Source organism: Fibrobacter sp. (genome assembly GCF_017551775.1).
In the GTDB taxonomy this organism is placed as follows: domain Bacteria; phylum Fibrobacterota; class Fibrobacteria; order Fibrobacterales; family Fibrobacteraceae; genus Fibrobacter.
In genome coordinates this window covers 1-21,584 of the sequence record NZ_JAFZKX010000056.1, presented here as the reverse complement: position 1 = coordinate 21,584, position 21,584 = coordinate 1, and the positions used below count along the sequence as shown (strand labels likewise).

Genomic DNA, 21,584 nt, shown 5'->3' with positions numbered 1-21,584 from the left:
GCCCCCAGCGCATTGTGTATAAATTGAAAATTATGTTATTCTACATTTCGCGTCAATGGGCGCCTATTGCAGCTTTATCGAGCGTATTGTACAGGTTTCGTTCGCGCTTAGGGCCTGCAACGTCAAGCGTGACGCGGAAAAGCCGTTGCCGGCGGTGACATCGGTGTTCACGATATCCCTAAGCGGTAAAACTTTGTTAACAATTGCATTTTGCATAGAGTTGTTACCAAGATTGACTTTTCCGTGCGAATTTGTACCAAAATAGATCTCGCTGTTCCTGCAGGTGGACCCGAGGTATTCCACGTTCAGTTCCTTGTAATTGTCGAACGAGAAGGTGCCTTCGAAATCGAGGTGTATGCCCGCATACCGCTCCTTGAAGGCGAATTCGGTCGCGCTCTCGTTCCCGATTTTTACCTGCTTTATCGTGGTGGAGGCGTTCCAGTTGACCGTCTTGTAGCTGGACGGGAAAAGGCTTGCGCTTGCGATGCCCGCGGGCTTCTTGTCGAATGTCTTGAATGTGGTCAGGAGCCTCGGGCGGCGCATGGTGATGGTTGCCCCGTTCGAATTGAGCACCAGGCGGAACCAGCGGTATTTCGCCATCGCGCCCTTTGCGGTGGGCATCTGCCAGCGGATGGTATGGAAAAACCCGTCCTGCGGGACTTTTACTTCGTCGAGTTGCACCTGGCCGCCTCCGTTCCGGCCCGGGGTAAGCAGGAGTTCCGCCTTCATCCAGTTGCCCTTCGGGTTGGTCGCCCGGATTTCCGTCTCGAAAATGGCGCCTTCGGGCACGTCCTTCGCGTTGTCGACCAGGGCCACGCGCTGCCATCCGGAGGGAAGCGTGAAGGTCGCCTCCGCATCGTTTTCGGTAGCGCCGCTGTTGTAGTCGTAACGGATGTAGCCGAATTTTTTTGTCTGCAACACGCCGCCGTTCGCAATCAGCTCGGGCATGGCGGAACGGTCCATGCAGCTCGTCGTGGGCGAAAACATGCCGGTGAGTTTCACGTTGCGGAATTCTCCGTTCGCGCTGTTGTAATCGACTTTCGCCAGCTCGCAGAACAGGCGCCAGATTTCGGTCTGCATGCCCTTGAGAACGGTGCTGTCTACGCTGCCGTCCTTGTTGACGGGCGATTCAATGTGCCTCCCGCTGATGGGTTCGCTGTACCGGGGGTGCGTCGGGTCGACCGCGTACACGGCCTTCGCGGTGGAGCGGTTGCCCGGATTTTCAAACGGGAAGCCTTCGTAAGTGGTGCTGGCCGCGCAGTTCGAACGTATGGAAAGGTCGCCGCCGCATTGCAAGTCCATGGCGCTCGCCGTCGGTATGAACGTGCTGAAACCCTGGTAGAGCGAGTCCTCTTCCCATGCGTTCGTGAATTTGATGGTGTAGAGCGCGAGCCCGAATGGCTTGATGGTGTAGGAAAGGTCGTCGGGAATGGCTTCGAGCATGCCTTCGCGCAGCGATTTGTACATGGTTCTCGCGAAGGGGTAGGTGCTTCCCTGGATAAAGTCGAGTTGCGCTTTCCCCGTGGGATCGGCCGTCTCGTTAGAGCTCAGGTATTCGTAGACGTGGTTGTGCGAAAAGCTCTCGGATTCCTTGCTGGAGGGCCTCATGGAACTTTCGGCGTGTCCCCAGACTTCGCCGTCCCGGCGTGCGGAACGGTTCAGGCTGTAGTACACCGACGCGTGCTGCGGCTCTTTTCCCTTCATCTGGCCCTGCGCAAGCAGAACCGCCGGGAATCCCTTGTAGTTTGCCGCCTTCCGGTATTCGCCGAAGAGGAACCGTTCCTTTCCGGTCTTTACCTCGTACGTGTCGTTTCCCGCCTGCGTATCGTAGAGCAGCAAATCGCGCGCCCCCGGGCTCGAAATCAGGTCGTAGAACGCTTCCGCCGAAGCGACGCCCGCCTTGTTCGCCCAGAAATCGATGGTGGAAATGAGCCCGCGCGGCATCACCGCACCTTGGTGCGGCGAGTCTAGCGAAGCGTAGAATCGCACGGGCGCGTCGGTCGCCTTTCGCGAAGAATCGTACAGGTACGCTCCGTAGCGCCCGATGATGCCGCCCTGGCTTATCCCGAGTACGACAAAGCCGTCTTCGCGCCTGTTCGGGAACGAAATGAGCGCGTTGTCGCTCAAAAAGGCGAGCAGGCTTGCGAGGGTTTTCGCGTTGGCCTGCAGGGAGGTTCGCACCGTCTGCGCGAACTGCACGAGTACGGGCGTGTACCCGAGATTCCTGAGTATGTCGGGAATGCCGAAGGCCTGCGTCTCTTCTTCGAGTTGGTCGAGGGTTCTTGCCTCGTCGGTACTCAGGTGGATGCCGTCGATGATGAAGAACGGCCGGCTGAGCGCAATCTTGTACGCTGCCGCCTCGTCGACCACGGGGTCGATCACCCTGAAACGGACCCTTGCCGGTGCGGTGGAAATGTTGGGTTGCCCGTCATTTGTGAAGCAGGGCGAAAAACGGTTGCCGGATGTCGAGATGCACGGGTTGTTGATTACGTTGAAGAGGTGCAGGTCGTACGATGTGGCGTGCGCTCCGGAAACAAGGGCGATGCATGCCGCCGAAACGAGATGTGCGAACGGTTTCATGTTACTTCACCTCCAGTTTAAGGTCCTGTTGCGTGTTTACGTTGTCCGAGCTCAGTTTCACGACGATGGTCTGTTCCCCCGCGGAATCGAATTCGAAATCCATCCCGGTTCTAGGCGATACGGTCTCGCATTTGTTTTTCACGCAGATTTCCATGCGGGGGAGGCTGCTCCGGGTCGTCGCGACAAAATACGGGTCGTAGACGAACTTAATTCTGGAACCGCCCGCGCCGCTTACGGGGAGCCCGGCCAGAAGCAGGTGAAAGTCCTCGAATTCAGTTTTCTTGAAGGTCGTGTCGGTGAAGTATTTTATGGCGTAGTCCAGGTCGGCGATCAGCACGGGGATGGTATGGTTCCCGGTGGCGGCGGCGATTTCTCCCGCTTCCAGGAAAAGGTTTTTGGGGCTTGCGATTACGCTGTCCTTCAGGCGGTTCCTGTCGACGGTGAACATGCTCTTGTACCATCCGTTGCGGGATTCCTCTGGCGAGAGGTCCTTTGCGGTCTGGAATTTCGTGACTTGCTGGTGCTCGTGCTCGGTCAGTACGAATTGCCTCGCGGTCCTTTTCGAAAGTTCCCTGCGGGTATCCTCGCCGAGGGCCTTTTTCGCGTCGTGTACCGGCTCTCCATAAAAATCCCTCTCGCTCGATGCGGGATTCACCTCGCGGAAAAAGTAATCCGCATTCCCCGCAGTGACTGAACTTCCGGCGCCCGCGTGCGCCCCGGCCTGCGTTCCGGAGCCGTTGCCGACGCACGAAAGCTTGATGTTGTCCACGAACAGAGTGGTGTACTGGTACGCGGGTACGCCGAACAGGCCGATTCCCACCTTGTTCGCCGTGGCGCCCGCGCTTCCGAGCAGGTCCTTGACCGCGATGGAAATCGCTTGCGTGCGGTTCGCTTTCAGCGTGTGGAATACGACGTTGCCTGCGCCCGCGCCGCCTACGAGCCATACCCCGAATTTGGCATCCTGGGTGGAGCGCGCCGCTATGCTGAGCGTCCCTCCTCCGATTGAGGCGGGGAGCCCCTGCAACGTAAGCGTTCCTGTCCAGTCGGCGGCTTTGTTCTTGATGCCCGAAAGCCTTATGTAGGGGGCTCTCATGTTGTCGAAATCGCCCCAGTTCGCTCTCCATTCCGGAGCCTCGGGGAACGTGCGTCCGGATTCTTCCATTTGTCCGTTGTAATTGGAACCGTCGTACAGGACGGTTTCCTTGCAGTTTTCGGCGTTGCCTGCAGATGCCAGCACGAGGCCTGCGAATACAGCGCCTTTCAGAATCCTATTTGCCATAGGGATTCTCCATCAATGATGCATCTAGAAAAAATGGCCGTCCGGCCATTGCCTAAGCCCCGCGGGAACAATCGGCTGGATTTTCCGGGGAACCTGAATGTAGTAAGTTCAAAACTATATAAACGAAAATCCCCCGTAAAGGAGGATTCTGGAGAAAATTTTTATCGAAATCGGCGCTTTTGCCGATTAATCACCTGCTTAGGTCGTTTTTTCGCTGACTAATATCAAAGTCGCCTTGTAGACGTTGTCGACGACTTCGGTCTTGTATTCGTAGCGTCCTTGGTAGGTCAGGTCGAGGCGCTTTGTGAAGGTGGCAAGCCCGAGCCCGCCTTCGTTCGATTTCTTCTTGCGCGGGAAATTCGAGTTTTCGGTATGGATCTGTACTCCGCAGCCTTTCTGTTCTATGCTGATGTGCGCGAAACTTTTCCCGTTCGGGTTCACGCTGTGCTTGATGGCGTTTTCCACGAGCGGCATCGCGATGAGCGGCACTATCTGGAAGTCTTCGTTTTCGAGGTCCACGTTGAATTGCAAATCGTAGCTGCTGTCAAGCCGGAGCTTTTCCAGGTCGGCATATTTCTTTAAGATGTCGATGTCTTCCTTTATGGGGATGGTGCTGTCCGATGTCTGGTAGAGCATCACGCGCAGGAGCTTCGATAGTTTTGCCATGGCTTCTTCGGCGCGCTTGGGGTCGAACTGGATAAGTGCCGAGATGTTGTTCAGCGTGTTGAACAAGAAGTGCGGACTCAGCTGGTTCTTGAGGAAGTCGAGTTCGTATTGCAGGGCCATGCTTTTCTGTTCGCGTTGCAGGAACGCTCGCAAGGTATGCCTAAGAACAATGTTGTACAAAATGCTGATGCCGCAGACGAATCCAACGAGAATGGAGAACAATATGACCGTAATGAAGGAGAAGTGCCCTCCCTTCATGTTGGAGAAACAGTACGAGGTGAAGAAGTAGGCAATGCCTTCGCCGGGGTTGCGTTCGAGAAGGAAGAATGCGACTTCGCGAACAAAGATGGCGCCTATGACAAGTATTGCGTTGTGGATGACGAAGGGTATGTAGTGCTTCTTGAATACGCAACTCGGGACGAGGAACTTCTGGTTGAGAAAGAAGATGAGCGTCGTGGTGCAGAAGGGAACGTAGAAGCCTACGACTCCCCTCGCGTTAATCTTGGGGGAGGTAATGACGGAAGGATCGAGAAAAGTGGCCAGCGGGAACAGGAGTATGAATATCCAGATCAGCAGCAGCGGGACGAATGGGGGAATGGGGTAGTTGAAACTCTTCTTCTCTTCACGGAGAAGGTCGTTGATGATCTTCTCGCTGCGCAGGAAGCTTGCTTCTTGCATTCCCTCGAGCGTTTCGCGGTTGCTTTCGAGTAGTTTTGTAACGGCTTTTGCGGTCCTTTTTATGGTCATATACCCAAAAATAAGTCAAAAAACCCTTTTTTAAAGGCCTGCCGTGACAAATTCATGACGAAAGTGCAAAAAAAAACGACAAAAATACAATTTAACTTTTGCAAGCCCCATTCTCGATACTGACACAGTCAGGGCGTTACGGAGGTAAATTTGAACATGTAAAGAACAACGAACCACGAACCCGTAACGACAGAGGTAATATTATGATGATGAATACGCGCAACAGGGAAGAAAGGGATGTGTACTTCCAGTACCTGAACGATATTTCAAAATATCCTCTGCTCACTAGGGAACAGGAAACTCTCCTGCTCGCGAAGATCAGGCAGGGTAGCCGCGAGGCCATGGATATGCTTGTCAAGTCCAACCTCCGCTTCGTGGTGAATATCGCCAACCTCTACAAGGGTCAGGGACTCGATGTGTGCGAGCTTATCAGCGAAGGCAACATGGGCCTCATGGAAGCCGCCCGCCGTTTCGACCCGAAGCAGAAAATCAAGTTTATCAGCTATGCCGTGTGGTGGGTCCGCCAGAACATCACCCGCGCCATCGCCGAGAAGGGCCGCATGGTCCGCATCAGCGCCGAAAAGGAACTCGTGCTCCGCAGATTCGCGAAGAAGGGCGGCAAACTCCGCCAGGTCGTGGGCGGCAGCTACGTTCTCGACCCGGAAAGCCTTGCCGGCGTATCGAAGTACAAGGGCGAAGCCATCGAGAAGGTTCTCATGATGGATAACCGCGCCAAGTCCCTCGATACTCCCGTCAGCGAAGACGGCGACGCGACTCTCGGTGACACTATCGCTTCGGCCTCCCGCACCGACAAGCTTGCCGAACGCAAAAACCGCTCTGATGTATTCCAGAAGGTGATGCGCGACAACCTTACCGAGCAGGAGCTCGATATCTTAAGACTTTACTTCGGATTCGCTATGGATTCGGACTTGAACCTCAAGGAAGTCGCCCCGATGGTCGGGCTTTCCAAGGAAAGGGTCCGCCAGCTCAAGGAATCCGCTTTGGCTAAGCTCAAGACTGAACAAATTCATCGGATTTTGAACGAAGCCGCCTGATTTTCTTTTTCTCTCTCCTTTTATCCTAAAAACCGGTCTTTTAAAGGCCGGTTTTTTCCGCTTCTGTCCGAACTTTGGCCCCGTGAAATTGTATTTTTAACGCATATGGTTTTCAATATGATGAATTTACGCAATTCTCTTGTGGTCGCGCTTTCCGCGGCCTCCCTGACTCTCGCCGCGGGCGACTCGAAGACTCCTCCCGGCGATTTTTACGATGAAGTTTCTCGCCTGAACAAGGTCCTTTCCGAAGTCAACCGCAAGTACGTGGAAGACGTGAACCCCACGGAACTGACCGATGCCGCCTTGAACGGCATCCGCGACATTCTGGACCCGCATACGACGGTGTTCACCCCGAAGGACTACGAAGGCCTCAAGGTCTCCATGGAAGGCAAGTTCGGCGGCGTGGGCATTACCATCAGCCTGCGCGACAACGTGCTTACCGTGATTTCCCCGCTTTCCGGAACGCCCGCCTTCAGGCTCGGCATCCGTGCGGGCGACCGTATCCGTAAGATTGACGGCAAGGACACGAAGGGCCTTTCCCTCGACGACGCCGTGAGCAAGCTCCGCGGAAAGATCGGCACCGACGTGACGGTCTCCATCCAGCGCGAAGGCGTTCCCGACCTGATGGATTTCACCATTACCCGTGCTGAAATCGTGGTGCATGCGGTGCCGTATTACGGCATGGTCACGAAGGATATCGGCTACATCAAGCTCGCCACCTTCAGCGACAAGACCACGAGCGACGTGGAAAACGCCATCCGCGGCCTCAAGAAGCAGGGCATGAAGAAGCTTATTCTGGACGTGCGCTACAACCCGGGCGGACTCCTGAACCAGGCCATCGAGATTAGCGAACTCTTCCTCAAGCAGGGGAACGTGATCGTGTCTACGCTCGGCCGTACGCAGCGCACCGAAAGCCGCGCCCGCCGTGACGGAATGATCGGCCCCGAGGTGCCCATGGCGGTCCTCGTGAACCAGGGTTCCGCAAGTGCCGCTGAAATTGTTTCCGGCGCTCTCCAGGACTGGGACCGCGCGCTCGTGGTCGGCAAGACCTCGTTCGGCAAGGGTTCCGTGCAGACTATTTTCCCGCTCGATAACCAGGGCAACGCCCTGAAGCTCACGACGGCATTCTACTACCTGCCGTTCGGCCGCTGCATCAACAAGCCCGAAAACGGCATCAAGGGCCTCAAGCTGCAAGAAGAGGAACCTGCCGAAGAAGAGGAAGGCGCATCCGCGGATTCCGTGAAGAAGGATACCGTGTCGCGCGATACGTTCTATACCAACAACGGCCGCATGATGTTCGGCGGTGGCGGTATCAAGCCCGACGTGGACGTGGAACTTTCCCCGATGCCGTGGGTGGTGCAGGTGCAGGAACGCATGGCGATGTACTTCAAGTTCGCCGTGAAGGTCCGCCCCATGCTCGACAAGGCCGGCGTGAAGATGGACGCCAACTGGGTCGTGCCGGATTCCCTGTACACGCAGTTCAAGGAATTCTGCATGAAGGACACGAACTTCGTGAAGGTGAAGAGCAACGCTCTCGTGGGCGTGGACCAGCTCGAGAAGAGCATCGTCGCCGAACAGAACTACATGGGCGACAGCTCGAAGACGGTTACGGACACGACGCTTTCGAAGCGCCTTACCGAAATGCGCAAGGCCCTCGAGAACAAGCGTGACGCCCAGTTCGACGAAAACAAGGATTACATCAAGGACGGCATCAAGCGCGAACTCCTGACCGCGATGGTCGGCGATTCCGTGAGCACGGCTTTCTCGCTCAAGCGCGACGAGCAGCTGAAGGAAGCCATCAAGTACCTTTCCAACGACGCCCTCTTCAAGAAGACGATTTCGGGCCCGGGCAAGCACCCGCTGGCCGCGAAGCCCAAACAGAAGAAAAAGAAATAGGCCTCGTCTGTGAACGTGATGAATGCCATAGCGGAAGCCCTCGGGCGTTTCGAGAAAAGGTTCCTGCGCACGGTCTGGAATTACCTCAAGTTCGTGTGGGAACTTTTCAAGAATATTCCCGGTGCATTCTCTAACCTTCACACGACGGTGGAACAGATGCACCGCGTGGGGGTGACGAGTATCCCCGTGGTGTTTGCCGCGTCGCTTGCGACTGGCGCCATCATGTCGTGGCAGCTAGCCTACCAGTTCGGTGACATGATCCCGATGATGTTCGTGGGCATGGCTGTGGGCAAGTCGGTGATGGTGGAACTCTGCCCCATCCTTACGGCGATGGTGCTTGCCGGCCGTATCGGCGCCTCGATGTGTTCCGAACTCGGGACGATGGCCGTGACCGAGCAGCTCGATGCGTACAAGGTATTGGGCCTGAACCCTTACAAGTTCTTGCTGGCGCCGCGCCTCATCGCAACGGTCGTCATGCTCCCGACGCTCACCGTCATAAGCATCTTTATCGGCATCGCCGGCGGCTACGAAGTCGCGCACCTCTACAAGGAAGTCTCGTGGTCGGTGTTCTTCTACGGCGTGCGCATGTTCTACCACAACTGGGACTTGGTGGTGGGCCTCATCAAGGCGACCCTCTACGGCTACTTTATTTCGAGCTACGCCTGCTTCTTCGGGTTCTTCACCCATAGCGGTGCCGAGGGCGTGGGCAAGAGCACCAAGGCCACCGTGGTGGCCGGTATGACAAGCATTCTCATCGGCGGTTTCACGCTTTCGAAACTCCTGCTCGTGTAGCTCCATGCCAGAAAAAAAGCGGAAAGGATACGGGTTTACAGGCGAACGCGTCATGGACGTGAGCGTGCTTCTGGAACGCGTGCTGAAGAAGACACGCATCGACGAAAACATGCACCTCCAGACCATTTCGGAACACTTCGGGGACATCGTCGGGAAGGCCGTTTTGCCCCATGTGGAAATCGTGAAATTGGACAAGCGGACGCTGGTGCTGAAGGCCGCTTCTTCGGCCTGGCGGAGCGAACTTTTCTTGCAAAAAAAAGCTATTATTGACAGGTGTAATACGCTGCTCGGAGAGCCGTTTATACAGGCGATTCGCTTTGCCTGAACGTGGGTTCCCGTGCGAATTCTATGAGATGTTTTTAGAGGATATATGGCAGAAGAATCTGAAGAATTGAAGAAGGCTGAAGAGGCGTACAGCGGTTCGAGCATTACCGTCCTCGAAGGCCTGGAAGCAGTGCGTGTCCGCCCCGCCATGTACATCGGGTCGACCGATATCCGAGGACTCCACCACTTGGTGTGGGAAGTCGTGGACAACTCCGTCGACGAGGCTCTCGCTGGCTTCTGCAACCATATCGAAATTTCGATTTTGCCGGGCAACGGCATCCGCGTGACCGACAACGGGCGCGGCATCCCGACGGATATCCACCCGAAGGAACACATCGGCACCATCGAGGTGGTGATGACCAAGCTCCACGCGGGCGGCAAGTTCGACAGCAATTCGTACAAGGTTTCTGCAGGCCTGCACGGCGTGGGCGTGAGCTGCGTGAATGCGCTTTCGAACAAGCTCGTGGTTACGGTGCGCCGCAATGGCCGCGTCGTGAAGCAGGAATTCTCCCGCGGTATCCCCTGCGGCCCGCAGGTCGATGTCGGGCCTTCCGACGGTACGACCGGCACGAGCGTCGAGTTCTACCCGGACGATACGATTTTCAGCGAGACGGTCTACGTGTACGATACGCTGGCCACGCGCTTCCGCGAACTCGCCTTCCTCATGAGCGGGCTTAGGCTCACTCTTACCGACGAGCGCGACCCCGAAAACAAGGTGAGCGATACGTTCTGCTTCCCGGGCGGCGTCTCCGAATTCGTGCGCTACGTGGACGAACACCGCACTCCGCTGTTCAGTGAACCCATCCACCTGGTGCTGCCCAATGGCGAATACCCGCTCGAGGTCGCCATGTGGTACAACGACGGCTATCAGGAAAACTTCTTCAGCTTTGTGAACAACGTAAATACCTATGACGGCGGTACACACGTGACGGGCTTCAAGACGGCCCTTACCCGCGTCATCGGCAAGTTCGCACAAGAAATGCCCAAGGGCAAGAAAGAAGCCCAGATCACGAGCGACGATATCCGCGAAGGCCTTACCGCCGTCATCGCCATCAAGGTTTCTCAGCCGCAGTTCGAAGGCCAGACCAAGCGCAAGCTCGGCAACTCCGAAATCGCGAGCTACGTGAACTCCGCGTTCGGCGCTAAGCTGGAAGAATACTTCCAGGAAAATCCGAACGCCATCAAGGTGATTTTGGACAAGGTGTACAATGCGGCGCTCGCTCGCGAAGCCGCTCACCGTGCCCGTAACCTCGCTCGCCGCAAGAACGTGCTCGAAAGCGGCGGCCTTCCGGGAAAGCTCGCGGACTGCAGTAGCCGCGACCCGAAGGAATGCGAAATGTTTATTGTCGAGGGTGACTCCGCAGGCGGTTCCGCGAAGAGCGGACGTAACCGCGAATTCCAGGCCATCCTCCCGCTGCGCGGCAAGATCTTGAACGTGGAAAAGGCAAGCCTGCACCGCGTGCTCGATACCGAGGAAATCCAGAACCTGGTGAACGCCATCGGTACGGGTATCGGCACCGAATTCAAGATCGAGAAGCTGCGCTACAACAAGATCATCATCATGACCGATGCTGATGTGGACGGATCCCACATCCAGACGCTCCTCCTCACGTTCTTCTTCCGCTACATGCGCCCGCTTATCGATGCCGGGCACATCTTCTTGGCTATGCCGCCTCTGTTCAAGCTGAAGGTGGGCCAGAAGGAACGCTACCTGTTCGACGAAGTGGAAAAGGACAAGGCCATGGCCGAAGTCGAAGACAAGAAGAACGTGACCATCACGCGATTCAAAGGTCTTGGCGAAATGTCTGCCGAGCAGCTGAACGAGACGACGATGGACCCGAAGAGCCGCTTCCTCAAGCAGTGCTACGTGGAAGACGCCGTTCTCGCCGACCAGATTTTCAGCATGCTCATGGGCGAAGACGTGGAACCGCGCCGCAAGTTCATCGAGACGAACGCCTACAAGGTCCTGAACGATTTGGATATCTAGCATGAGTCCGACAAAAGCCGATTTCCAGGTGGTTCTGGGACAAGCCCGCGGGCTCGTCCAGGAACAGCTTGAACTGACCGAGCAGGTCATTATGCAGGTGGCCGAGAAAGCACCTGCGGGAATTTCTGACCGCCTCGTGTCGCTGTTTGGCCGCAAGGGCAAGCGCATCCGCTCGACGCTCCTGTGCCTTATCGCGAACTGCGGGGAAACTGCGCCCGACAAGAACCGCGTGGCCCATGCCTGCGCGAGCGTGGAACTTTTGCACCTTGCAAGCCTCGTGCACGACGATATCATCGACGGTACGGAAGTGCGCCGCGGCAAGATGACCGCTCACAAGGAGTGGGGGACGCAGGTGGCCGTGCTCGTGGGCGACTACGTGCTTTCGCAGTCCATGCGCTGCGTCATTGACGAGACCGCGCGCAACGTGCCCGTAATCATTTCCGATGCGGCCGACAAGCTTATCGTGGGCGAAATCATGGAACTGGACCACTGTGGCGAGATGACGCTTTCCAGGGCCATGTACAACGAGATTATCGACCGCAAGACGGCCGCGCTCATCGAGGCCGCGTCGCGCCTGGGCGGAATCATGGCCGGCTTCGACGAGTCGCTTGTGGACGAATGTGCCAAGATGGGCGCCCACTTCGGGCTTGCCTTCCAGATTATTGACGACCTCCTCGATTACGGCTACGGTTCGAAGAATCTGGACAAGGCGAAGTTCACGGACCTCTCGAACGGGCTTATAACGCTTCCGCTCTTGTACTACTTCGAGGATTGCGACGCCGCGGAACGCGGCGAGATGGAAGCTTTTATCCGTAGGGCATCCGAAGAGGGTGTCGCTGCCGAGATCATCGCGCGCCTGAATGCGAAGAAGAGCTTCGACAAGGCGAAGACCGAGGCTCAGGAGCACCTGGAGCGTGCGCTCGAGATTGCGGAGAAGTTCCCGAAGAACAAGTTTACCGAAGAGATTGTCGCCATGTTCTCGAGCATGAGCGACCGCGGAAACTAGCACCTGCGGTGCAGTTATTAGTTACTAGGGCCACTTCGTGGCAGTTACTAGTTACTAGTATAGCTTTTATCAAGAAACTTCTCGCTATAAGAAATCCTAGTAACTAGTAATTCAGAACTCGGAACTGTTGCGAAGCAACCTCAGTAATTCAGAACTTGGAACTAGTAGCTTAAAATGGCCACGAAGTGGCTATTTCCTTCGCATCCAGAAGGCGAGGAACACCACCACCGACAGGATACAGACCGCGATGATGCCCCAGAACGCGATGGGCGAACCGATGCCCGCGTCGCCGTTCATGCCGAAGGGGAGCTTCACGTTCATGCCGAACAAGCTTGCGAAGAACGTCGGGAGCGATATGGAAATCGTCACGATGGTCAAGTTCTTCATCAGCTGGTTCACGTTGTTGTTGATGACGCTTGCGCGCGCATCCATCATGGACGTCAAAATGTTCGCGTAGATGTTTGCCTGTTGTAGGCTCTGGCCGTTTTCAATCTGGATATCTTCGAGCAGTTCCCGTTCGGCCTCCGTCCAGTTGAGGCTTCGGCCCAGTTGCAGTTTGCGCAACAGCGTGTCGTTGCTGTTGAGTGCGCTCACGTAGTAAATCAAGCCCTTGTTCAGACTGAACATGGAGAGCAGGTACTTGTTTTCCATCGACGTGTTGAGGCGCAACTCCAGGTCGTCGTTGATGCGGTTGATGATGCGCAGGTGCTCGTTGAAGTGCGATATCGCGTAGCTCAGCACTCGCAGTACGAACGTGTTCAGGCTCTCGATCTTGGAGAAGCGGCGCTCGTCCATCACGGGAATGTCGCTGTCGGTCAGGAGCAGCACCCAGTCCTTGAAGATGAATATGCCGAAGGATTCCACGCGGAACTGGAAGTTGTCGGCCGCGGAGTAGTTCTTAGGCTTCTTGAACACTATCGTGGTGAAATCGTCGTCGTATTCGATACGGGAAAGCTCGTCGGAGTCGAATGCGGAGGCGATGGTATGCTCGGTAATCTCGTATTCCTTGACCAGGACGCTGCGTTGTTCCTGGCTGAGGGAGCCCATGATGACGATGTCAGCTGCATCTTCGTTCGGGGCGACTGCGATGCGACCCGATTCGATTTTGTAATACTTGAGCATGGTGCCCCCTTTGATCGAACGGGTTCAAATATAGTAAAAGGCGGGTGGAGCGACAAACTATTTGAATAATTTGTCGCTGCCGAGCCGCGCTATATGCGTTCAGAAAGAGCGCCATATAGTAAAAAATTAGTCTTTGACGCAGCGGATTGCTTTTGATAATTTACGATTAGACTTGTCGTCGCCATAAAGGAATATTGAATTTCCTGTATTGAGTACTATATAGTAAGTCTTTGTACAGTCCTCGACATTCTCGGAAACGCTCCAGAAAAAGGCTAGCTCGCCACCTTTGCTTGCTGCGTCGGCCGATCCTCCTCCATAGGCTCTTTCATTGCTCCAGCCCACAGGAAGCGCGGAGAAACCGAAGTCATCCGAACCATTGCTTTTTTTGTTCCACCCAGTTTGCGACTTTAGAGCCTTACCAGCTGTCTCGACGCCCCCCACAGCAGTAATCAATTCGCTCCATTCGTCGTTATTGGGAAGGTGCCAGCCGTCAGGACAAATTCCCTGCACTCGGCGGCTTGCCAAAGCACATGTGGTTTTTAAGTTGCCAACCAAGGGGTTGTCTGCATCTTTCTCTAACTTTATCGAGTTAATGGCTGCCATCCAAGTATAAGCACACCCTCTCACATCGGTAGAAAAGGAATCCGCTATGAAATACATTCCCCCAGGATAGTCTATATTACTTTTATAATCCCATATATAGCGCATGCTGTCGACGCACAGAAAATTGTTATTCAAAATACGTGTTTCGGTGGCATCGGTGTAACTCAGATCTTCCGCCATCCAAGTCTGGTTGCCAATCTTGACAGTCTTATAGACCCTACCATCTCGTTCGTCCGTTATGCTATCATAAACGATATCCGGGTTTAGGCGAAGCTCTTGCGGAACGGCCCAGTTCCAACCATTGGTCATGCTAATCCACTTCCCTCGTGAACAATAGTATTTGTTGCTGCTAGTTGCTGCTCCTAAAACAACAACGCCCTCTGTTTCCGTGGAACACGATTCTCCATAAGTATCGATCTCTAATTCGGTTGCAGTCTTCCAGTAGGAATCTTTGCATATACGATACTCTCCTTCCTGGCTTATTCTCATTTCACCATTTCGTTTAAGTGTACACCCTACACCCATTGTCAGTAAATCGGCGTAAGCGAATCTGGGAACATAAATAAGGTCTTCATCATCTTCAATAGCGAATTTCAGCACCCATTTCTTCAAACTATCATCATACACGTAATACGATCCTGTTTTTACTCCCACAAAAATTTCGCCATCTTCGCCACCTTTGATTTTGCCTGTGCCGAAAAAGTCGCTCTCAAATTCGCTCGCCTCATCCCAAATACCGTTCCTGCAAACAAAGCGTTCGCTAGGGTCACAGACCCAAATCGTGCGAGAATAATACTCTTCTTCCTGTTTTGTGAAAAATATTTCACAAAGAGAATCGTTTTTTATAGCCGACATTAAGCCTTCTTGTTCGGCACCGCATTCCTCAAAGCCAAAGATCATGTACCAGAAGTTGCGCACATATTTTTCAAAATTAGGAACGGGGCCCAAATCCCACTCTTCTATATCTTTACGGATTCCCGAAAGACTTCTGTCGTGATTTTTCGCCCATCCAGCAAGTCTTGCCTTCGAGGAGTCGTTGTCCCATGTACCGTCGGTCTCGATGTCTGCGGCGAAATTGGCTGCGAATTCGGTGAATTCAGCCTCCGAAAATTCATTGAGCATCAGTATGCTGATGGCGAGCAATGCTGCATTCCCTTCACCCTCACGGAAAATATCCAAGTCTTCGGGACTTGCAAATTCACCATGGATTCCGAAAGCGTTGAAAATTTCTGCTTCGGCCTGATTCTTGGCTTTTTGCGGACTTAGCCCCTTTTCCACCAGGTACATCACGCGGTCGAATTCCAGGTGCGTGAGTATGTTGATGTTCACCGTATTCCTGTTGGAAAGGTCCGTCAGCGCACGAAGCGTTATCATTCCCGAAGAAGGCTCGTTGTAATCATAGCCGGTTTCACTACGGTAATACCCTGTAGCCTCGAGAATTGCATACTGCGATTTTAGATTGATGTTGTTGATTACAAAGTCACCCTTGTTGCTTTTGATGGTGCCCTTGAAACTCTTGCCGGTCTGCGTGAGCGTTTTTCCGGCCAGTTCCTGTACGGTCACCGTAGACCCCTTCATGAAGGGCCCCTTTTGCGAAACACCCGCCACCGACTTGTTGGAGATGGCGATAATGCCCTCATCGTCCGAAGAGCCTCCTGCATAGCCGTCGAAACACGCCGTCACGGCAATCGAAATGAAAGCTAGTGACAAGACTGAATTCAGACCTTTCTTGATGGTTTTAAGCAAACTATTTTTCATTTTGTCCCCTCATCTTTAAATTTTTCGTTCAATGCTTTGCTCATCGGGAACAGTTGCACGTTCAGGCGGTACACCCGTTCCGTTTTGTCGTCTTGTGTCGCGATTGCTGCGACACGGCGGCGAAAACTGACGATTTCCTTTTTTATCTGTTCATAGGACTTGCGCGTAAGGCCAAGGACAGTCCCCGACATGCTGCGTTCCGAAAGCGGCAAATTTAAAGCCTTTATCGCAAGTTCGCCCATCTGGCGCTGCATATCGCTGGCGACCATGGAAACGGCGTCTACTCGGCTCATCGAGACGGACTTTTCCGTCTGCCGGTAATTGCCGTTCTTGTCTCTTTTCAGGAGTCCCAGCTTCACCAATAAATTGAGCGTCTCGGAGACCTCGGCCGCGGTAATCGCCGGTTCGCAGGCTCTCGCCATTTCGAGGGGCTTTGCTCCGGGCATATGCGGAGCCAGTTCGCGCAATACCGGATTCTTCCACGATTTAAAGTAATCGAACTCGTCGCCCCCGAGCATATGCACCTTGTGTGCGCGCGCCAGTGCGCATCGTTCCTCGAAGGCGGCACGCTTCGCGGCGTCCCCCTTCGCATGGGCGTACGAGACCATCAAGACGAAATATGAGTTTTCGAAACCGGCAAGGCCCATGGCGTTAGCCACCGAGCCGGCCGCCCCGATACTGAGGTTTTTCTTTCCATCGCAAATATACTTCAAGTAGACAGGCGACGAGAAGCCTGCGGCCTGCGCAAACTCGCGCCAGGAAAATGCCGAGCAACGCTTGCGCTCGTCGTAGTAATCCTGGATGAACTTGCGGTAATCCGTATATTCAATGATGTCCTTCACAAGACAAATATATACTCCCCTATGTCGAAAAGTGTACATAAATTGCGATTTTATGCGAATTTTACCATTTTTACAGAAAGTGCTAAAAAATCATCAATTTGGAATACGCCTCGGGTATTCCTGGAATACGCAAAAAAAATCCCCGACCGAAGTCGGGGAAAATGTTGAAGGGGCTGGACCACCAAAATTAGTCCTTGACGCAGCGAACGGACCTGCCGATTATTTTTTTGGATGATGTTTTTGTAGGGTTAGATATATCATCTGTTGAGTACAATCTCATGATGTTGCACCATTCATTGTGACACGTGCCGTTAAACCAGAAACTTGCCGAGGAACCATAATCATAAAATGACGTGTTGATAGAGCCGTCGGCATGCTGTCGGTTGTTTGCTTCTTCGATTGGCAATATGGAAAAGCCGAAGTCATCCGTTCCGTTGCCGTAGACGTAGAATGAGTCATTTACGTCCCAAATTTGCGAGCGGAGGGTATGCCCATTCCAACCGTTTGTCGCTTTGAGTTTCCTTCCTGCCAACAATGGTCCTCCCGCTTCTGCGATCAGTTCTAGCATTTCTGTTGAGTCGGGCAGGTGCCAGCCGTTGGGACAAATGCCTTGCCACTTTTCCGGTAAATAGCAGTCCGTGTTTTCTTCGCATTCCTGATGATTTGTCGGGAGTGCTACGGAGTCGACGGCGGCCGTCCAGGAATACAGGCGTCCCGCTATATCGCAACGGGCCGGAATATTGTCGTGGCACCAGCTTCTGCCTTTCAGGCTTGGGGTCTTGACGCTGTCCGCATAGTTCAGGTTTTCGGCCATCCATGTCCGGTTGCCGATTTTGACGGTCCTGTAGACCTTGTTGTCTCGTTCGTCGGTCATGCTGCCGTAGGCGACATTCGGATTGAATCGCGCTTCTTTCGGCACATCCCAACTCCAGCCGGGGAGCGTCTTGTCTATATCCATGACGCAGCGGACAGAGATTCCGGTGTTCCGGTCCTCTTTGGGGTAAACATTTTGATAGGGGTTGCCGTTCATGAACATCGTAGAGTAGGATTTGCCGTCTTTGCCTATGGTTGAGCTCCAGTAGGCGGTATGGTCGCCGACATGCGCGAACTCTCCCGATTGGGCGGTTCTAATACCAGCGGGTAGTGCGGAAAAGCCTAAAGCGTTGTTTCCGTTGCGGTTGGCATAATCGTCTTTGTACCATCCGATTGCGGACTTGATTAAATCCTCTTTTCCCGTAATTGCGGGATTGAGATATTCCAGCTCGCTTATTGTTGGCAAGTGCCAGCCTGAGGGGCAAGCTGCGAGTGCCGCAGCCCAGGTGTACAAGCGCCCCGTCACCTCGCAATGCGCCGGATTGTCGTTGTAACACCAGCTGTTTCCTTTCAGGCTGCTTGTCGCGACGCTGTCGCCGTAGTTCAAATTTTCGGCCATCCAGGTGAGGCCGTTTATCAGAATGGTCTTGTAGGTGCGGCCGTCGCGATTGTCGGTTAGGGTACCGTACTCTAGATTTTGATTGAAGTATCTTTCCTTCGGAACGCACCACCGCCAGGACGTGTCGGAAGAACAGTCGAGTGCAGCGGAGGAACTGCTGACGGGCTTTTCTTCGAACGATGAACTTGCAGGCATGCTCGATGAGCTTGCAGGGGTGCTTGACGAACTTGCGGGCACGCTCGATGAACTTTCCAGCTGGCTTGACGAACAGGTCAGTGCGCTAGATGATTCTTTTGAATCAGAAGACTTGTCGACGGCCTGCGCGTTCGATGAGGAACTCTCGGTTGAATCAGCGGTATCGTCGTCGGGCAGTTGCGCAATCGTGTCGACGTTGCTACAGCCCGCAAAAAAAGCGATTGCGGGAATCGCGATAGCTTTCCAACTGGGTTTCATGCTGAATTCTCCTTACTAGGAATATATATACAAAAAAGCCCCGGCGCAATGCCGAGGCTTCTTGAAATCTATTGATTGGTCGCTATTACACGCCCTTCTTGAAGTGGTTGGACCACCAGAGAACGATCGGCGAGCAGATGCACACGGAGGAGTAGGTACCGATGAGGATACCGAAGCACTGCACGAGACCGAAGTCGCGGATGGAGGAACCGCCCTTCACGGCGAGGATCACACACACGAACAAGGTCGTGAGAGAGGTGACCACCGTACGGCTGAAGCACTGGTTCATGGACTTGTTGATGGTCTCGCCGAAGTTCGCGGAACCGAACACCTGGGTGTTTTCACGGATGCGGTCGAAGTTAACGATGGTGTCGTTCACGGAGTAACCGATCATCGTGAGGAGCGAGGCAATCAGGGCGCCGTCGAAGGAGAGGCTGAAGGCGGAGATGAAGCCGAGCGTGATGATGGTATCGTGCACGAGGCCGAGCACTGCGGCAACACCGAAGCCGAGACCGAACTTACCGAAGCGGAACCACACGTAGAGCAGGATGCCGATCCAGGCGAGGATCACGGAAAGGATCGCGTTGAAGCGGAGTTCCTTACCGATGGTCGGACCGACGTTGTCCTTGGCCACGATGACGCATTCCTGACCGGCCTTCTTGAAGGCGTCTGCCATCTTGACTTCGAACTGGGCGTCTTCGGAAGCGCGCATGCTAACCTGGTAGGAGTTGGCAGAAGTACCGCCGAGAGAGCGGACCTTCGTGCCCGTAATGCCGGCAGCGGAGAGTGCCTTGCTCAGGTCCTTTTCGTGCTTGGCGTCGTCCTGGTACTGGATGGTGTAAACCTGACCACCAGTGAAGTCGATGCTGAAGTCGAATCCCTTCACGACGATGCAGGCGAGGCTTGCCACGATGAGAACGAGCGAGATGATGCCGAACTTGCGACGGTTCGGGATGATCGGGAGGTTCGCTTCGTTGATGGCCTTGAAACCGTTACCGATAGAGAGCGTCGTGGCGTCACGCTTGGCGAGCTTCCAGTCGAGGATGGCGCGGGTGAGCGTGATGGCGCAGAAGAGAGAAGTGAGAATACCGATAGTAAGCGTAAGACCGAAACCCTTCACGGAACCGGTACCGATCTTGTAAAGGATAAGGCCAGTGAGAACGGTCGTCAAGTTGGAGTCCAAGATGGCGCCGAATGCGCGTTCGTAACCCTTGGCGACGGCTGCACGAGCGGTGAGGCCTGCCTTGAGTTCTTCACGGATACGTTCGTAAATAATCACGTTCGCGTCGAGCGACATACCCACGACGAGGATGAAGCCCGCGATACCGGGGAGCGTGAGGGTCGCGTTGAACACGGACATCACGGCGGCGGTCACGAGGGTGTTGATGAACATACCGATGCTCGCGATGAAACCACCGAGACGGTAGTAGGCCACCATGAACACCAAGCAGAGGATAAGACCGATGGCACCGGAACCGAAGCCCTGGACGATGTTTTCTTCACCGAGGGTGGCACCGACGGTACGGCTTTCGATAATCTTCATCGGGGCCTTGAGGGCACCGGCGCGGAGCACGACAGCGAGGCGGTTGGCTTCGGCCATGTCGTCGAGACCGGTAATCTGGGCGTCGCCGTTCGGGATGCGTTCGTTGATGCGCGGGGCGCTGATGACCTGGTTGTCAAGAACGATGGCCATCTGCTTGCCGACGTTGGCGGCCGTGACAGCGGAGAACTTCTTGGGACCGATGCCGCCGAACTTGAGGGTCACGGCGATTTCACCGGCGCTCACACCGTCAGAGATGCGGTGCGGCTGGGCGTTCACGATATCGTCACCGCCCATTTCGGCGCGGCGCTTGAGCAAGTAGAGGCGCTTGGCCTTCACCGGGGAGTCGTTCTTGATCTTTTCGAGACCGCTACCGAAGGCGAAGTTCACGTCACGCGGGATGAGCTTCTTGACACCGTCGAGTTCGAGGAGCTTCTTGACCTTCTCGATATCTTCTTCGGCGATGAAACCACCGTTGCCGACGTTCATGTAGTAGGCGCTGAGAGCCTTCCCGACCGCGGATGCCGGTGCGGCTTCGGTTTCTTCCGTCTTGGCGGAGTCTTCGGCCTTCGGGGCTTCGGCGGTAGCGACGTTTCCGCTCAGGAGTTCTTCATCGGAGAGCTGCTTTGCGGTATCGGCGGCGGCGACCGTGGAGTCCTTGACGGCGGCGCTGTCCGTAGCGGCGGAGTCGCCGGCGGTCACGTCGGTAGTCTGACGGGTCAGGTACTGGTCGATGAGGGTGAGCGTCGTGTTGAACTTTTCAGATTCAGCGAGAATCTTGAATTCAAGCTTTGCGGTAGAACCCACGAGCGACTTGGCGGTAGAATCATCCACGCCGGCAAGTTCGACCAGGATGCGGTCGTCGCCGGAGGGAGAAATCTGCGGTTCGGAAAGACCGAACTGGTCAACACGGTTACGGATAATTTCCAGGGACTGGGCCTGGATGTCCTTGATATCGTCATCTTCCTTGAGGCCGGACGGGTCGATCTGGAGCGTGATGCTCGTACCGCCCGCGAGGTCAAGGCCGAAGTTGATGGACCTAGTTGCAAGTTTCGGGTTTTCCTTGAGGAAGGCCTTCTGCTCTTCGCCCTTCTTGGTGTGAACCTGGATAGAGGGCCAAACAGTGTAGGCCGAGAGTGCAATGACGAGGAGAATAAAGAATTCTCGCATGCCGAATTTATGTTTGTTCATCTGTAATCCCTTAATAAGGCATTAATACGCATTTAGTTGCGGGTCAAATGTAGAAAAATCGTCGCTAGTAATTTGTTACTAGTTGCCGGAAATGCCTGTGAGAAGGGGCTTTTTTGAGTGGATGGAGGGGGAGGGGTCCCCCTGGCTCGCACTACGTTGCTCTCCACCCCTTCGCCTGATGTGAACCCCAAAAGTTAGACACAACTTTAGAGGCTAGCATGACAAAAATACACACAGAAGAAGAATGGCAAAGAGTCCTCGACCTGCACAAGGAGGGTATGTTGCCTAGGGCGATAGCTCGCCTAGTTGGC

At 54.7% G+C, this 21,584-nt stretch carries 14 protein-coding genes; 6 read left to right on the top strand and 8 right to left on the bottom strand.

Annotated elements, in window-relative coordinates; genetic code table 11:
* Positions 1–63: 63 nt before the first annotated feature.
* The 3 genes from IK012_RS06465 to IK012_RS06455 all read right to left on the bottom strand — a co-directional run bounded on the left by IK012_RS06465 (position 64) and on the right by IK012_RS06455 (position 5,272).
* The gene (locus tag IK012_RS06465; RefSeq protein WP_290952105.1) at positions 64–2,580 is read right to left on the bottom strand and encodes a hypothetical protein; all 2,517 of its coding nucleotides are present in this window, start codon (positions 2,578–2,580) and stop codon (positions 64–66) included.
* 1 nt (position 2,581) lies between these two features.
* Complete coding sequence (locus IK012_RS06460) at positions 2,582–3,859, bottom strand: hypothetical protein (RefSeq protein WP_290952103.1); 1,278 nt, start codon at positions 3,857–3,859, stop codon at positions 2,582–2,584.
* 198 nt (positions 3,860–4,057) lie between these two features.
* Entirely contained in the window at positions 4,058–5,272 is a 1,215-nt protein-coding gene (locus tag IK012_RS06455; RefSeq protein ID WP_290952101.1) for a sensor histidine kinase, read from the bottom strand.
* Positions 5,273–5,475: 203 nt separating this feature from the next.
* Here IK012_RS06455 and IK012_RS06450 point away from each other — a divergent pair, with 203 nt between their 5' ends.
* The 6 genes from IK012_RS06450 (at position 5,476) to IK012_RS06425 (ending at position 12,332) form a co-directional block, all read left to right on the top strand.
* Entirely contained in the window at positions 5,476–6,327 is an 852-nt protein-coding gene (locus IK012_RS06450) for an RNA polymerase sigma factor RpoD/SigA (protein WP_290952099.1), read from the top strand.
* Positions 6,328–6,444: 117 nt separating this feature from the next.
* Positions 6,445–8,223 carry a S41 family peptidase gene (locus IK012_RS06445; RefSeq protein WP_290952097.1) on the top strand — a complete coding sequence of 593 codons (1,779 nt, stop codon included), beginning with the start codon at positions 6,445–6,447 and terminating at the stop codon, positions 8,221–8,223.
* A gap of 18 nt (positions 8,224–8,241) precedes the next feature.
* Positions 8,242–9,015 carry an ABC transporter permease gene (locus IK012_RS06440; protein WP_290952116.1) on the top strand — a complete coding sequence of 258 codons (774 nt, stop codon included), beginning with the start codon at positions 8,242–8,244 and terminating at the stop codon, positions 9,013–9,015.
* Between the two features lie 4 nt (positions 9,016–9,019).
* Positions 9,020–9,340 (top strand): DUF721 domain-containing protein, encoded by a 321-nt coding sequence (locus IK012_RS06435; protein ID WP_290952095.1) that lies wholly within the window; start codon positions 9,020–9,022, stop codon positions 9,338–9,340.
* A gap of 45 nt (positions 9,341–9,385) precedes the next feature.
* On the top strand, positions 9,386–11,326 hold the full coding sequence (gene gyrB / locus IK012_RS06430; RefSeq protein ID WP_290952092.1) for a DNA topoisomerase (ATP-hydrolyzing) subunit B: 1,941 nt from the start codon (positions 9,386–9,388) through the stop codon (positions 11,324–11,326).
* Between the two features lies 1 nt (position 11,327).
* Entirely contained in the window at positions 11,328–12,332 is a 1,005-nt protein-coding gene (locus tag IK012_RS06425) for a polyprenyl synthetase family protein (protein WP_290952090.1), read from the top strand.
* A 189-nt stretch (positions 12,333–12,521) separates the two neighbouring features.
* On the opposite strand, the gene IK012_RS06420 is transcribed toward IK012_RS06425, so the two are convergent.
* From IK012_RS06420 to secD, 5 genes are all read right to left on the bottom strand, one after another.
* A complete protein-coding gene (locus tag IK012_RS06420; RefSeq protein ID WP_173378314.1) occupies positions 12,522–13,454 on the bottom strand; it encodes a magnesium transporter CorA family protein in 933 nt (310 codons plus the stop codon).
* 126 nt (positions 13,455–13,580) lie between these two features.
* Positions 13,581–15,815 carry an FISUMP domain-containing protein gene (locus IK012_RS06415; RefSeq protein ID WP_290952082.1) on the bottom strand — a complete coding sequence of 745 codons (2,235 nt, stop codon included), beginning with the start codon at positions 15,813–15,815 and terminating at the stop codon, positions 13,581–13,583.
* Positions 15,812–16,657 (bottom strand): TIGR02147 family protein, encoded by an 846-nt coding sequence (locus IK012_RS06410; RefSeq protein ID WP_290952079.1) that lies wholly within the window; start codon positions 16,655–16,657, stop codon positions 15,812–15,814. Before IK012_RS06410 ends, IK012_RS06415 begins: the two co-directional genes overlap by 4 nt.
* 187 nt (positions 16,658–16,844) lie before the next feature.
* Complete coding sequence (locus IK012_RS06405; protein WP_290952076.1) at positions 16,845–18,542, bottom strand: FISUMP domain-containing protein; 1,698 nt, start codon at positions 18,540–18,542, stop codon at positions 16,845–16,847.
* 85 nt (positions 18,543–18,627) lie between these two features.
* Positions 18,628–21,273: a protein translocase subunit SecD gene (secD, locus tag IK012_RS06400; RefSeq protein ID WP_290952073.1), complete on the bottom strand. Its 2,646-nt coding sequence runs from the start codon at positions 21,271–21,273 to the stop codon at positions 18,628–18,630.
* Positions 21,274–21,584 lie beyond the last annotated feature (311 nt).